Genomic DNA, 13,920 nt, shown 5'->3' with positions numbered 1-13,920 from the left:
CCGAGGGCGGACCCTACGACACGCTCCTCGCCGGCCACGCGCGGTCGCTCGGGCTCGTCATGGTGACGAGCACCGTCGGCGAGCTCTCCCGGGTGCCCGGCCTCGAGGTCGAGGACTGGTTGGCCGACGACGGAGCGCCAGGCGCCCGCTGAGCCGGCAGGGCGGGTCAGCCGGTGCAGCCGCACTCCGCGAGCGAGCCGACGAAGTCGTCGAGGATGATGCGCGCGCCGTACGTGCCGCCGTCGGGCACGGCGTCGGTCATGAGCGCGAAGACGAGCTGGCGGTCGTCGGCGGTGACGACAGTCCCCGCGAGCGACGTGACGTCGGGCAGGCTGCCCGTCTTCGCGCGCACGACGCCGCGGCCCGCGTTGTCGAGGAAGCGGTCGTCGAGCGTGCCCGAGAGCCCCGCGACGGGCAGCCCGACGGCCGCGGTGCGCAGCTGCGGGTGCCCCGCGTCGGCGAGCAGGCGCACGACGTCGGCGAGCTGGCGCGGGGTCAGCGACGACCCGTCCCCGAGCCCCGAGCAGTCGGCGATCACGGCGCCTGAGAGGTCGACGCCGAGCCGTTCCACCGCGGCGCGCACGGCCTGCGTCGCCCCCTCCGCCGAGCCGGGCAGACCCGCGTCCATCGCGACGACGCGCCCCACGACCTCGGTGATCGTGTTGTCGGAGTGCTGCAGGAGGTAGTCGACGACGTCGCCGAGAGGTGCGGACTCGACCTCGCCGACGACGCGACCGTCGTCGGGCGCGGGCGCACGGACCGGGTCCCCCGACACCGTGATGCCCTGCTCGCCGAGCGCCGTCGCGAACGCCTGGGCCGCGGCGAGAGCCGGGTCCTCGGACCGGCGCGCGTACTCCTCGTCCTCGAGCCGCGCGATGTCGACGGCGAGCGCCGCGACCGGCGCGATGTACCCTGCCGGGACGTTGCCGGGGAACACGGCAGGGTTGACCGCGGGGCCGGTGAAGTAGGTGTCGTCGAGGTGGAGCGTCACGGTCGTGCGGCCCGTGAGGCGCAGCTCCTCGGAGACCTGCGCGGCGAGGTCCGCGAGCCCGGCGCGGCCGTTGACCGCCGTGGGGTCGCCGGCCCCGGCGGCGAGCATCATGTCGCCGCCGCCGACGAGCACGACCGTGTCCTGCCCCTCCAGGACCGCGCGCGTGGTGAGCGTCGTGTGCGGGCCGGGGGACGTGAGCGCGGCCGCCGCCGTGAGCACCTTGATCGTCGACGCCGGCACGTGGCCCGTCCCGGCGCCCGACTCTCCGAGCACCTCGCCCGTCGTCGCGTCGAGCACGAGCGCGCCCACGCGGGGGCCGAGGCGCTGGTCCGCCACGAGCGCGTCGGTGAGCTCCTGGACGGTCCCCGTGGCCGGGACCGGCGCCGCGTCGTCGAGCACGGGCAGCCCGGCGACGAGCGGAGGCGCGGCCACCGCGCCGGGCGCGTCGGGGAACGGTGCCGCCTCGGGCGGGAGCGGGTCCGTCGTGAGCAGGCCCGGGACGACGTCCGCGGCGTCCGCCACGAGGTAGCCCCCCGTGAGCGTCAGGACGACGCCGAGGGTCACCCCCGCGCGCGTTCCCCAACCCATGCGACTCCCCCGTTCGTGGCCCTCGGTGCGGACGTGCCGGGCGTCGGCGAGGACGGGACCGGGCGCGAGCACGTGCGCATTATCACTCACCGGGCAGCGTTCACCCGCACCGCTGGGCCCGTCCGACGGGGGTGCCCGTGTCACACTAGGAGCCGCACGACGGCGTCGTCCGTCGATCAACCCGACCAGCCACCGCCCGAGAACCGCGGTGCCGGTACGACTGGAGGACAGCAGTGGAGTTCGACGTCACGATCGAGATCCCCAAGGGCCAGCGCAACAAGTACGAGGTCGACCACGCGACCGGCCGGATCCGTCTCGACCGGATGCTCTTCACGTCGACGCGCTACCCCGACGACTACGGCTTCATCGAGGGCACCCTCGGTGAGGACGGCGACCCGCTGGACGCCCTCGTGCTGCTCGAGGAGCCCACGTTCCCCGGCTGCCTGATCCGCTGCCGCGCGCTCGGCATGTTCCGCATGCGCGACGAGGCCGGCGGCGACGACAAGGTCCTGTGCGTCCCGACGGGCGACCAGCGCGCGGCGTGGCGCCAGGACATCGACGACGTGTCCGACTTCCACCGCCTCGAGATCCAGCACTTCTTCGAGGTCTACAAGGACCTCGAGCCCGGCAAGTCGGTCGAGGGCGCCCACTGGGTGGGCCGCACGGAGGCCGAGGCCGAGATCGAGCGTTCGCTGCAGCGTGCGATCGACACCGGGTACCACACGCCCGGTCACTGATCCGCACCGCCGCCCGACGGCGCCTCTCACCCGCGTGGTGAGGGGCGCCGTCGTGCGTCACCGGGAGTCCGTCCCCCGCGCCCGCAGCCCGTCGACCAGGACACCGACCACGACATCCCGGTCGTCGTCCGGCGAGCCGAGGCGGAGGGCGTGCTCGACGCCGCACACGAGCCGTTCGACCTGCGCCACGGTCACGTCGTCCCGGACCGCACCCGCCCGCTGGGCGCGCGCGAGCACGTCGCCGAGCGCACCGAGGACCTCGGCCTTGAGCGTGGCGACCTCCGGGCTCGCGTCCTCCGGGGCGAGCAGCACGGCCTGCAGCCCTCCGGCCTCGACGTGCAGGTCCACCACACCGCGGAGCGCTGCCTCGAAGCCGTGCCACGGGTCGGGGTCCGCCGACGCCGCCCGGGCGAGGTCCCCCAGGGCCGTCAGGGCGTCGAGGGTGAGGTCCTCCACGAGAGCGTGAGCCGTGGCGAAGTGGCGGTAGACCGTGCCGACGCCGACGCCCGCCTCGCGGGCGATCTCGTTGAGCCGCAGGTTCTTCGGGTCCGCCCGGGCGGCGGCACGGAGGATGCGCTCACGGCTGCGGACGGCGTCGGCGCGGCGGGAGCTCATGGCACGAGCATATCCCGGAAGCGGATAGCTCATCCAAATGCGCTACGGTGATCCGGATACTTCATCCGCATGAGAGGAGCGTGCCATGGCATGGGACCCGGAGAACCTTCCCGACCAGAGCGGGCGGACGGTGGTCGTGACAGGAGCCACGTCGGGCATCGGCTACTTCGCCGCAGAGCAGCTCGCCGCGGCCGGTGCCCACGTCGTGCTCGCCGGGCGTTCGCCCGACCGGCTGACGGTCGCGGCGTCGAGCATCCGCGAGCACGTCCCCGGCGCGTCGCCGGACCGGCTCGTGGTCGACCTGGCGTCGTCGGCCTCGGTCCGCGCCGCGGGAGCCGCACTGGCCGCGTACGACCGGCTCGACGGGCTGCTGCTCAACGGGGGGTCGATGGCTCTCCGCGCCACGGACCGCACGGCCGACGGGCTGCCGACCCTGGTCGGGACGCACGTCGTGGCGAACGTCGCCCTCGTCGCGCACGCGCTCCCGGCGATGGCCCGCACCGGGGCGCTGCACGGGGCGGCGAGGATCGTCCACACGTCGTCGGGGTTCGTCGACCGGCTCCGGCGGCCCGTGACGGACGTGCTGCGGACCTCCCGGGTCGGCGTCGTCGCCTATACCCGGGCGAAGGCGGTCACCGAGGTCTTCGCGCTCGAGCTGGCACGGCGGCTGGACGCGGCCGGGGTGCCGGTGGAGTCCATCGTCGCGCGGCCAGGCGTCGGCGTGGACGCCCGAACGCCGCAGCGGGCGGGCATCCGCGACGAGACGATCCCCGTGCAGCGCAACCCGTTCACGCCCTGGGCGCAGGGCAAGGACACCGCTGCGTGGTCGGCGGTCCGCGCGCTCACAGACCCGCACGCCCGCGGCGGGCAGGTCTACGCCCCTGCGGACGGACCACGGGGCCTCCCGGTGCCGGTACGCCCCCCAGCGCTGACCGCTTCACCCGCGCCCGACGCGCTCGCGGCGGTGTGGGACCAGCTCGAGCGGCTCGCGGGGCACGTCGTCCCCGTCGCCTCCGGGCAGTCCCCACGGCAGCCCGGCCTGACCGGGGCCGGCGCTGACGGGAGCCGGGCCTGACGCGCCGCGGACGGGCGTCGATCAGGGCCGGCCGGCGTACGGCATCGCGTCGGTCCAGCGCATCGGCACCTCGCGCACGTCCACCCCGGGCTGCGGCGCCTCGACCATCCTGCCGCCGCCCGCGTAGACCGCGACGTGCCGGATCGTCGACGGGTCCGACGTGTCGTTCGCGTAGAAGATCAGGTCGCCCGGGCGCAGCTGCGCGTACGGGATCTTCGCGACGCGCTGGTACTGCGACCGTGACGTGCGCGTGATCTCCACGCCCGCCGCGGACCACGCCCGGGACGTCAGGCCCGAGCAGTCGTAGCCCGGACCCGTCCCGCCGAACACGTACGGCGAACCGATCTTCGTCCGCGCCCACGCCACGGCGGCCTGGCCCTGCGCCGCGCTCCCGACCGACGTGCCGGGCGGGGCCGCCGGAGGTGGCGGCTCGGGCCGGGGTGCAGGGGTCGGTTGCGGTGCGGGGGCCGGCGCGGGTGCCGGTGCCGCGGCGGGTGGCGGTGCCGGGGCGGGTGGCGGTGCCGGGGTGCGGTCGGGGCGGGCGGCTGGGCGGCAGGGGCCGGCGGGCTCGCCGCCGCGCCGGCCGTGCCCGACGGCGCGGGCTCACCCGCGCCCACGCGCTCGCGCGCCCGCTCCTCGTCGGCCCGGGCCTGCTCGGCGTCGAGCGCGTCCTGCCGCTGCCGCTCGACCTCGACGCTCGTCTCGCGGGCCCGCGCCAGCTCGGCGACGAGGCCCTCGCGGCGCGCTGCCGCGTCGGCGACCGCGGCGTCGAGCTCGGCCGCCGCCCGCTCGGCCGTCGCGAGCGCCGCGCGGGCCCGCCCGGAGACCTCCTCCTGGTGCACCAGGGCGGCGTCCGCGCGCGCACGGGCGGTGTCGGCCACGGCGCGGGCCGTCGCGTGCTCGTCGACCGCGCGGCTGGCCGTGCGCCCGACGACCCGCCCGGCCTGCTCCCGCTCGACGACCTCCGCCACGCCGTCGGCCTCGACCACCGCGCGCAGCGCGTCGAGGTCGCTCGAGCCCTGGCGCGACGCGCGGAACAGCGCGCCGAGCGCGGCGCGCGCCTCGTCCTCGGCCGCCTCGGCGACGACCAGGTCCTCGCGCGCGGTGCGCAGCTCCGCGTCCGCCTCCGTGAGCACGGCCTGCGCGGCCGCGTAGTCCTCCGCGGCGCTCTGCACACCGGCCTGGGCGCTCGACCGGCGGTCCCGCAGCGCGGTGAGATCGGCCTCAATCGCCGCGACGTCGCCGCTCGCGCGATCGACGTCCTCGCGCGCGGAGCGCACGTCCTCGTCAGAGGCGGGCGTGGGGTCCGACGTCGAGGGGGAAGCGGGGTCCGACGTCGCAGCGGGCGCGAACCCGACACCCAGGCCGAGGGCGAGGGCGAGGGGCGCGGCGGCGCTCGTCGCGACCGCACGACCGCGCGTCGATCCGCTCATGCCCCTCCCTCCCGTCGTGCGACGTCCTCCTGCGGCGCGAGCCCTGGAACCCGCTCCGCCCTGCGCGGCGCGTCGCGTTGACAGACGACGCGCCGCCCGTTGCAGTCTGCCCGGCGGTCCGCAGACGCGCGATCCGAGACCGACCGACGTTCTCAGCATGTGGTCTCGCATCACGAGACAGCCCTTCCGGCTCACGTCTCGCGTGCCTACTGTCGGTCCATGACCCGTCGAATGTGTTGCTGACCTCAGCGCACGTTCGCCTGCCCTGTGGCCGGTGCCGCCGACGACGGCGGTACCCGCGACGACCGGGCACCACGTCCCCGTGCGCTGCCCCTCCCGCCGCGGCCGTGTCGAGCACCCACACCTGCGGCCGTCCCCGGCGCACCCGCGCCCGCCGAGACCGGCACCCGACCGGCACCCGACCGGCACCCGACCGGCACCCGACCGGCACCCGACCGGCACCCGACCGGCACCCGACCGGCACTGCCACCGACACCCGCAGGAGCGAGACCATGAGCACCGAGCAGACACCCGCCTGGTCCTTCGAGACCCGCCAGGTCCACGCCGGCCAGTCCGCCGACCCCACCACCGGGGCGCGCGCACTGCCCATCTACCAGACCACGTCCTTCGTCTTCCCCGACGCGTCCGTCGCCGCCGACCGGTTCGCGCTCCGGGACCTCGGCCCCATCTACACCCGCATCGGCAACCCGACGCAGGAGGTCGTCGAGAACCGGATCGCGTCGCTCGAGGGCGGCGTCGGGGCCCTGCTGCTCGCGTCCGGCCAGGCCGCGACGACGTTCGCGATCCTCAACGTCGCCGAGGCGGGCGACCACGTCGTCGCCTCCCCGAGCCTGTACGGCGGCACGTACAACCTGCTCCGCTACTCGCTCGCCAAGCTCGGCGTCGAGACGACGTTCGTCACCGACCCGCACGACCCGCAGGCGTGGCGCGACGCCGTCCGGCCGAACACCAAGCTCTTCTTCGGCGAGACGATCCCCAACCCGCAGGCCGACGTCCTCGACATCGAGGCGGTGGCCGCGGTCGCCCACGAGGTCGGCGTCCCGCTGGTCGTCGACAACACCGTCGCCACGCCCTACCTGCTGCGCCCGCTCGCGCACGGGGCCGACGTCGTCGTGCACTCCGCGACGAAGTACCTCGGCGGCCACGGCGCGGCGATCGGCGGCGTCGTCGTCGACGGCGGGACCTTCGACTTCGCGCAGGACCCCGAGAGGTTCCCCGGGTTCAACACGCCGGACCCCTCCTACAACGGGCTCGTCTACGCGCGCGACCTGGGCGTGAACGGCATCCTCGGCGCCAACCTGGCCTACGTCCTCAAGGCGCGCGTGCAGCTCCTGCGTGACCTCGGGTCGGCCATCTCGCCGTTCAACGCCTTCCTCATCGCGCAGGGGATCGAGACGCTCTCGCTCCGCGTCGAGCGCCACGTCCAGAACGCCCAGAGGGTCGCCGAGTGGCTCGAGGCCCGCGACGACGTCCGCACGGTGCACTACGCCGGACTGCCGTCGAGCCCCTGGCACGCGAACGCCCAGAAGTACCTGCCGCGCGGCGCCGGCGCGGTGCTCGCGTTCGAGCTCGACGGCGGCGCGGAGGCCGGCCAGGCCTTCGTCTCCGCCCTGCAGCTCCACTCGAACGTCGCGAACATCGGCGACGTCCGCTCGCTCGTCATCCACCCGGCGTCGACGACGCACAGCCAGCTCACGCCCGAGGAGCAGGCGCTGTCCGGCGTGACCCCCGGCCTCGTGCGCCTCGCCGTCGGGATCGAGCACGTCGACGACATCCTCGCGGACCTCGAGCTCGGCTTCACCGCCGCCAAGTCCGCGCGGGACGCGTGACGGGGAGGACGAGCCCACGATGACGTATCCGGACAGCCGGGGCGCCACCGGCGCCCCGGCCGTACAGTGGCCGACGGTGAATCCCGTGACCGACGAGCTCCCCCCGACCCGCCCGACCCGCCCCGCGCCCCCGCGCAGCGCGGTCCCCTCGTCGCGCCCTCGTGCCACGACGGCGGTCCCGGCGAGCAGCGCCTGGCGGGACGGCGACGACGTCGGTCGTCGCCGCTTCGCGGACGTCGGCACCTTCGACCTCGAGTCCGGGGCGCGTCTTCCCGACGTGCGCGTCGCGTACGAGACGTGGGGGACGCTCGCCCCGGACGGCTCGAACGCGGTCCTCGTCCTGCACGCCCTCACGGGCGACTCGCACGTCAGCGGCCCGGCCGGCGCAGGCCACCGCACCGCGGGCTGGTGGGAGGACCTGATCGGTCCGGGCGCGCCCATCGACACGGACCGGTGGTTCGTCGTCGCCCCGAACGTGCTCGGCGGGTGCCAGGGGACCACGGGACCGGCGTCGACCGCACCGGACGGCGCGCCGTGGGGCGGACGCTTCCCGCGCGTGACGACACGCGACCAGGTCGCCGTCGAGATCGAGCTCGCGCGCACGCTCGGCGTGACGTCGTGGGCGCTCGTCGTCGGAGCCTCCATGGGTGGTCACCGCGTGCTCGAGTGGGCGATCCTCGGCCCGGAGGCCGGCATCGGCGTCGAGTCGCTCGCGGCGATCGCGACGGGCGCCCAGACCACCGGCGACCAGATCGCGTGGGCGCACCCGCAGATCGGCGCGATCCGAGCCGACCCGCGGTTCCGCGACGGCGACTACTACGACGCGGCCGACGGCGACGGCCCGCACGTCGGCCTCGGGATCGCGCGGCAGATCGCGCACGCCACGTACCGCTCGGCCCTGGAGATCGACACCCGGTTCGGCCGGATCCCGCAGGGCGGCGAGGACCCGTTCACCGACGGGCGCTACGCCGTGCAGTCCTACCTCGACCACCACGGCGACAAGCTCGCCCGCCGCTTCGACGCCAACTCCTACCTCGTGCTCACCCAGGCGATGCTCACGCACGACCTGGGGCGGGACCGCGGCGGTGTCGAGGCCGCGCTCGGCTCGATCACCGCGCGGGCCCTCGTCGTCGCCGTCGACTCGGACCGCCTCTTCCTCCCTGCCGACTGCGCACGGATCGCCGCGGGGATCCCCGGTGCGGAGCCGCTCCGGACCTTGCACAGCGACTTCGGCCACGACGGGTTCCTCGTCGAGCACCACCAGCTCGGGCCGCTCGTCGCGGAGTTCCTCCCCGAGCCCTCTCGCGCGCACGAGTGAGACGGTCCCGGTCGACGCGCCACCTGGCGTGCGTCGCGACCGTCCGAGCGGGCACGATGGGCGCATGAGCATCGACGTCGACGCCGCGGCCGACCACCTTCGCGCCCAGTGGGACCGGCTCGACGGTTGGCTGCGTGGTCTCGGGGCTGAGCTGGGACGCGCGGCAGACCGTCCGAGCGTCCTCGACGAATGGTCTGTCGGCGAGCTCGTCTCCCATCTCGGCCGCGTGATGGAGGCACTCGCGCGGTGCGGGCCCGTCGAGCCGGGAACGGTGCCCCTCTCGTTCGCCGAGTACCTCGGCACCTATCCCGACCGCGCGGAGGAGATCGCGGAGGCGACGCGGACCCTGGACGCCGAGCTCGCACCGGACCGGCTCGGCGGGGTCGAGGCCCTGGCCGCGCAGGCCTTCGCCCGGCTCGACGAGCTCGACGGCGAGCGGGTCGTCCAGGCGCGCCGCGGCCCGATCACGCTCCAGGACATGGTGGTCTCCCGCGTCGTCGAGCTCGTCGTGCACGCCGACGACCTGTCGCGGTCGTTCCCCGAGGTCCACGACTCCCCCGTCCACCCGGGCGCGCTCGACGCGGTCGCGGCCGAGCTGCTGCACGTCGTGGTCGTGCGCGGTGGCTGGAGCCTCGAGGTGCACGACCCGCTGCTCTGGGTGCGGCTCGCGACGGGCCGCGAACGGTACGACGTCGACCGGCTCGCGAAGGCCCTCGCACCCCTGCACACGTCCGAGGCGGTGCCCGACCTCGGCCGCATGCTGCCTCTTCTCTGAACACGCCGGGGAGGGGGCCCGTGCCCGACGTGCACGACTGGGAGCCGGACGTCCTGGGCGACGGCTTCGTCCGGCGCACCCTCGAGCTCGACGACGACGACGAGGGACCGGTCGTCGCGACCCTCGTCCGCTACGCCCCGCCGGCGCCCGAGGCGGTGCGGCCGGCCCGCGCCGTGCTGTACCTGCACGGCTGGAGCGACTACTTCTTCCAGACGGAGCTCGCCGCGCTCTGGCACGCGCAGGGTGCCGCGTTCTACGCGCTGGACCTCCGCAAGTACGGCCGGAGCCTGCGGCCGCACCAGACACCGGGCTACGCCGACTCGCTCGACGTCTACGACGCGGACCTGGAGGCTGCTCTCGCCGTCGTCCACGAAGAGCTCGGCGCGCGCGCCGCGGTGATGCTCATGGGTCACTCGACCGGGGGGCTCGTTGCGTCGCTGTGGGCGCACCGCCATCCCGGGCGGGTGCGCGGGCTGATCCTCAACAGTCCCTGGCTGGAGCTCCAGGGGTCGTCCGTCGCACGCACCGTGTCCGGCCCGGCGATCCGGCAGCTCGCGCGGTTCCAGCCTCGCGCTCCGCTGCCCAGCATCGACCCCGGGTACTACGCGCGCACGCTCCGCGACCGGGAGGACGGGGCGTGGACGATCGACGACGCGTGGCGCCCGGTGCCCTCGTTCCCCGTGCGGGCGGGATGGCTGCGCGCCGTCATCGCCGGCCATGCGCACGTGGCGGGCGGACTGTCGATCGACTGCCCGGTCCTGGTACTCCTGGCCGAGCGTTCGCTGTTCAGCACGCGCTGGACGGAGAACATGCGCAGCGCGGACATCGTGCTCGACGTCGAGCCGCTCGCCCGGCGCGCCCCGAACCTCGGGCGCGTGGTCACGGTCGTGCGCATCCCCGGCGGGATCCACGACCTCGCCCTGTCGGCCCCGGGCCCGCGCGCCGTGTACTTCGCCGAGATCGTGCGCTGGGTCGCGTCCTACGGCTGGTCGTGACCCGCCGGTCGTGACCCGCCGGTCGTGACCCGCCGGTCGTGACCCGCCGGTCGTGACCCGCCGGTCGTGACCACAAGTCATGATCGTGAAATGCCGAAGGCCCACCCCTGGTGGGGTGGGCCTTCGGTGAAGGGTTGTCCGGCGGCGTCCTACTCTCCCACCCCGTCTCCAGGGCAGTACCATCGGCGCTGAAGGGCTTAGCTTCCGGGTTCGGTATGGGACCGGGCGTTTCCCCTTCGCTGTGACCGCCGTAACTCTGTCGAACACTTTCCCGGGTGCCGCCCCCGGTGTGGGGGTGGTGGGGTTGGTGGTTCGGGAACCGCACAGTGGACGCGTCGCATGAGAGTGTGATGGGTGTTGAAGTTGTCGGCTGATTAGTACCGGTCAGCTGCACGGGTCGTTGGTCCCCGTTTCCACGTCCGGCCTATCTACCCAGTGTTCTGCTGGGTGCCTCTCACCCCTGAGGGTATGGAAACCTCATCTTGAAGCAGGCTTCCCGCTTAGATGCTTTCAGCGGTTATCCCTTCCGAACGTAGCCAACCAGCGGTGCTCCTGGCGGAACAACTGGCACACCAGAGGTTCGTCCGTCCCGGTCCTCTCGTACTAGGGACAGCCCTTCTCAAGTTTCCTGCGCGCGCAGCGGATAGGGACCGAACTGTCTCACGACGTTCTAAACCCAGCTCGCGTACCGCTTTAATGGGCGAACAGCCCAACCCTTGGGACCTACTCCAGCCCCAGGATGCGACGAGCCGACATCGAGGTGCCAAACCATGCCGTCGATATGGACTCTTGGGCAAGATCAGCCTGTTATCCCCGGGGTACCTTTTATCCGTTGAGCGACGGCGCTTCCACAAGCCACCGCCGGATCACTAGTTCCGACTTTCGTCCCTGCTCGACCTGTCAGTCTCACAGTCAAGCTCCCTTGTGCACTTGCACTCGACACCTGATTGCCAACCAGGCTGAGGGAACCTTTGAGCGCCTCCGTTACATTTTAGGAGGCAACCGCCCCAGTTAAACTACCCACCAGGCACTGTCCCTGGTCCGGATCACGGACCGAGGTTAGACATCCGAAGCGGCCAGAGTGGTATTTCAACGTTGACTCCACCCGCACTGGCGTGCGGGCTTCACAGTCTCCCACCTATCCTACACAAGCCGCACCGAACATCAATACCAAGCTATAGTAAAGGTCCCGGGGTCTTTCCGTCCTGCTGCGCGTAACGAGCATCTTTACTCGTAGTGCAATTTCGCCGAGTTCGCGGTTGAGACAGCGGAGAAGTCGTTACGCCATTCGTGCAGGTCGGAACTTACCCGACAAGGAATTTCGCTACCTTAGGATGGTTATAGTTACCACCGCCGTTTACTGGGGCTTAAATTCTGAGCTTCACCCACGAGGGGTTGACCCGTCCTCTTAACCTTCCAGCACCGGGCAGGCGTCAGTCCGTATACATCGTCTTGCGACTTCGCACGGACCTGTGTTTTTAGTAAACAGTCGCTTCTCCCTGGTCTCTGCGGCCGTCCACGCTCCCCGAGCTAGTCGGTTCACGTTTCGGGCCCCCCTTCTCCCGAAGTTACGGGGGCATTTTGCCGAGTTCCTTAACCACGATTCGCTCGATCGCCTTGGTATTCTCTACCTGACCACCTGAGTCGGTTTGGGGTACGGGCGGCTAGAACCTCGCGCCGAGGCTTTTCTTGGCAGCATAGGATCACCCGTTTCGCGCATACGCGCTCACTATCAGCTCTCAGCCTCGTGTCGGGCGGATTTGCCTACCCGACGGCCTACAGCCTTGGACGTGGACTACCATCGCCACGCCGGGCTACCTTCCTGCGTCACCCCTGTTAATACGCTTACCTACTACCGGTTCGGGTCCCGCGCGCCCCTGTCCGGTGACCCCGAAGGGTCGGTGGACAGGTTTGGGCGGTTAGCATCACCGGGCTCGGTATGGGCGGTTCTTCGCCGGTAGGAGAATATCAACTCCTTGTCCATCGACTACGCCTGTCGGCCTCGCCTTAGGTCCCGACTTACCCAGGGCGGATTAACCTGGCCCTGGAACCCTTGGTCATTCGGCGGACGGGTTTCTCGCCCGTCATTCGCTACTCATGCCTGCATTCTCACTCGTGTGGCCTCCACCGCTGGGTTCCCCCGCGGCTTCACCGGCCACACGACGCTCCCCTACCCACCTGCGCCTCTGGACCACGAAGGCCTGAGTTACGCGCAGATGCCACGGCTTCGGCGGTGTACTTGAGCCCCGCTACATTGTCGGCGCGGAATCACTTGACCAGTGAGCTATTACGCACTCTTTCAAGGGTGGCTGCTTCTAAGCCAACCTCCTGGTTGTCTGTGCAACTCCACATCCTTTCCCACTTAGCACACGCTTGGGGGCCTTAGCCGGTGGTCTGGGCTGTTTCCCTCTCGACTACGGAGCTTATCCCCCGCAGTCTCACTGCCACGCTTCCACTTACCGGCATTCGGAGTTTGGCTGACGTCAGTAACCTTGTAGGGCCCATCGGCCATCCAGTAGCTCTACCTCCGGCAAGAAACACGTGACGCTGCACCTAAATGCATTTCGGGGAGAACCAGCTATCACGAAGTTTGATTGGCCTTTCACCCCTAACCACAGGTCATCCCCCAGGTTTTCAACCCTGGTGGGTTCGGTCCTCCACGCGGTCTTACCCGCGCTTCAACCTGCCCATGGCTAGATCACTTCGCTTCGGGTCTAGACCCAGCGACTATGGACGCCCTGTTCGGACTCGCTTTCGCTACGGCTTCCCCACACGGGTTAACCTCGCCACTGAGCACTAACTCGCAGGCTCATTCTTCAAAAGGCACGCTGTCACCCCAACCAAGGAGGCTCCAACGGATTGTAGGCACACGGTTTCAGGTACTATTTCACTCCCCTCCCGGGGTACTTTTCACCTTTCCCTCACGGTACTGGTCCGCTATCGGTCACTAGGTAGTATTTAGGCTTAGCAAGTGGTCTTGCCAGATTCACACGAGATTTCACGGGCCCCGTGCTACTTGGGATCCCCTTCGGGAGGCCGCGCCATTTCGTCTACCGGACTCGCACCGTCTGTGGTCCGCCTTTCAATGCGGTTCGACTATGACACGGCTTTCTGACTCCCCGGTGGACTGTCAGATCCACCAGAAGGGTCCCACAACCCCGGACACGCAACGCCTGACAGCTTTACCACGCGCCCGGTTTGGCCTCATCCGCTTTCGCTCGCCACTACTCACGGAATATCTCTTCCTGCCGGTACTGAGATGTTTCACTTCCCGGCGTTCCCTCCACACACCCTATATATTCAGGTGCAGGTCGCACGACATGACTCGTACGGGGTTCCCCCATTCGGAAACCCTCGGATCACAGCTCGTTTGCCAGCTCCCCGAGGCTTATCGCAGGCTACGACGTCCTTCTTCGGCTCCTAGTGCCAAGGCATCCACCCTGTGCCCTTAAAAACTTCGACACACACACTACAATCTATTCGCAGAGACCAAGAACAAAAACCACGGACACACCCCGAAGGGCACACCCGTACTTTTTGCAT

General features: G+C 71.1%; 10 protein-coding genes and 2 rRNA genes. 6 read left to right on the top strand and 6 right to left on the bottom strand.

The genetic code is table 11. The annotated features are described in order from the left end of the window. Positions 1-166 precede the first annotated feature (166 nt). The gene (gene dacB / locus NFS20_RS02325) at positions 167-1,579 is read right to left on the bottom strand and encodes a D-alanyl-D-alanine carboxypeptidase/D-alanyl-D-alanine endopeptidase (protein ID WP_251150124.1); all 1,413 of its coding nucleotides are present in this window, start codon (positions 1,577-1,579) and stop codon (positions 167-169) included. A 233-nt stretch (positions 1,580-1,812) separates the two neighbouring features. On the opposite strand from dacB, the gene NFS20_RS02320 reads away from it, so the two are divergent. Next, positions 1,813-2,316 (top strand): inorganic diphosphatase, encoded by a 504-nt coding sequence (locus tag NFS20_RS02320; protein WP_251150123.1) that lies wholly within the window; start codon positions 1,813-1,815, stop codon positions 2,314-2,316. A gap of 57 nt (positions 2,317-2,373) precedes the next feature. Here NFS20_RS02320 and NFS20_RS02315 read toward each other — a convergent pair whose 3' ends face one another. Beyond that, a complete protein-coding gene (locus NFS20_RS02315; protein WP_251150122.1) occupies positions 2,374-2,931 on the bottom strand; it encodes a TetR/AcrR family transcriptional regulator in 558 nt (185 codons plus the stop codon). Between the two features lie 85 nt (positions 2,932-3,016). Here NFS20_RS02315 and NFS20_RS02310 point away from each other — a divergent pair, with 85 nt between their 5' ends. Next, a complete protein-coding gene (locus NFS20_RS02310) occupies positions 3,017-4,006 on the top strand; it encodes an SDR family NAD(P)-dependent oxidoreductase (RefSeq protein WP_251150121.1) in 990 nt (329 codons plus the stop codon). Positions 4,007-4,027: 21 nt separating this feature from the next. Here the strand turns inward: NFS20_RS02310 and NFS20_RS02305 are convergent, their stop codons facing one another. Then, complete coding sequence (locus tag NFS20_RS02305; protein WP_251150120.1) at positions 4,028-4,336, bottom strand: C40 family peptidase; 309 nt, start codon at positions 4,334-4,336, stop codon at positions 4,028-4,030. Next, entirely contained in the window at positions 4,294-5,439 is a 1,146-nt protein-coding gene (locus NFS20_RS02300; protein ID WP_251150119.1) for a hypothetical protein, read from the bottom strand. Before NFS20_RS02300 ends, NFS20_RS02305 begins: the two co-directional genes overlap by 43 nt. A gap of 512 nt (positions 5,440-5,951) precedes the next feature. On the opposite strand from NFS20_RS02300, the gene NFS20_RS02295 reads away from it, so the two are divergent. The 4 genes from NFS20_RS02295 to NFS20_RS02280 all read left to right on the top strand — a co-directional run bounded on the left by NFS20_RS02295 (position 5,952) and on the right by NFS20_RS02280 (position 10,377). After that, entirely contained in the window at positions 5,952-7,289 is a 1,338-nt protein-coding gene (locus NFS20_RS02295; RefSeq protein ID WP_251150118.1) for a bifunctional o-acetylhomoserine/o-acetylserine sulfhydrylase, read from the top strand. A gap of 19 nt (positions 7,290-7,308) precedes the next feature. Continuing rightward, a complete protein-coding gene (gene metX / locus NFS20_RS02290) occupies positions 7,309-8,607 on the top strand; it encodes a homoserine O-acetyltransferase MetX (protein ID WP_251150117.1) in 1,299 nt (432 codons plus the stop codon). A 64-nt stretch (positions 8,608-8,671) separates the two neighbouring features. Then, positions 8,672-9,382: a maleylpyruvate isomerase N-terminal domain-containing protein gene (locus tag NFS20_RS02285; protein ID WP_251150116.1), complete on the top strand. Its 711-nt coding sequence runs from the start codon at positions 8,672-8,674 to the stop codon at positions 9,380-9,382. Positions 9,383-9,402: 20 nt separating this feature from the next. Then, entirely contained in the window at positions 9,403-10,377 is a 975-nt protein-coding gene (locus tag NFS20_RS02280) for an alpha/beta hydrolase (protein WP_251150115.1), read from the top strand. 136 nt (positions 10,378-10,513) lie between these two features. On the opposite strand, the gene rrf is transcribed toward NFS20_RS02280, so the two are convergent. Together rrf and NFS20_RS02270 are read right to left on the bottom strand one after the other, a co-directional pair. After that, positions 10,514-10,630: ribosomal RNA gene (rrf, locus tag NFS20_RS02275) — 5S ribosomal RNA — on the bottom strand. 101 nt (positions 10,631-10,731) lie between these two features. Then, positions 10,732-13,839 (bottom strand): 23S ribosomal RNA (locus tag NFS20_RS02270). Between the last annotated feature and the right edge of the window lie 81 nt (positions 13,840-13,920).

The organism is Cellulosimicrobium sp. Marseille-Q4280 (genome assembly GCF_943181405.1).
Taxonomy (GTDB): Bacteria; Actinomycetota; Actinomycetes; order Actinomycetales; family Cellulomonadaceae; genus Cellulosimicrobium.
This window is presented reverse-complemented; position numbering and strand designations above follow the sequence as displayed.

Excerpts from the sequence above, each read along its gene's own strand:
- dacB (WP_251150124.1), bottom strand. The coding sequence starts at position 1,579 with ATGGGTTGGGGAACGCGCGCGGGGGTGACCCTCGGCGTCGTCCTGACG.
- NFS20_RS02315 (WP_251150122.1), bottom strand. The coding sequence starts at position 2,931 with ATGAGCTCCCGCCGCGCCGACGCCGTCCGCAGCCGTGAGCGCATCCTC.
- NFS20_RS02310 (WP_251150121.1), top strand. The coding sequence starts at position 3,017 with ATGGCATGGGACCCGGAGAACCTTCCCGACCAGAGCGGGCGGACGGTG.
- NFS20_RS02300 (WP_251150119.1), bottom strand. The coding sequence starts at position 5,439 with ATGAGCGGATCGACGCGCGGTCGTGCGGTCGCGACGAGCGCCGCCGCG.
- NFS20_RS02295 (WP_251150118.1), top strand. The coding sequence starts at position 5,952 with ATGAGCACCGAGCAGACACCCGCCTGGTCCTTCGAGACCCGCCAGGTC.
- metX (WP_251150117.1), top strand. The coding sequence starts at position 7,309 with ATGACGTATCCGGACAGCCGGGGCGCCACCGGCGCCCCGGCCGTACAG.
- NFS20_RS02285 (WP_251150116.1), top strand. The coding sequence starts at position 8,672 with ATGAGCATCGACGTCGACGCCGCGGCCGACCACCTTCGCGCCCAGTGG.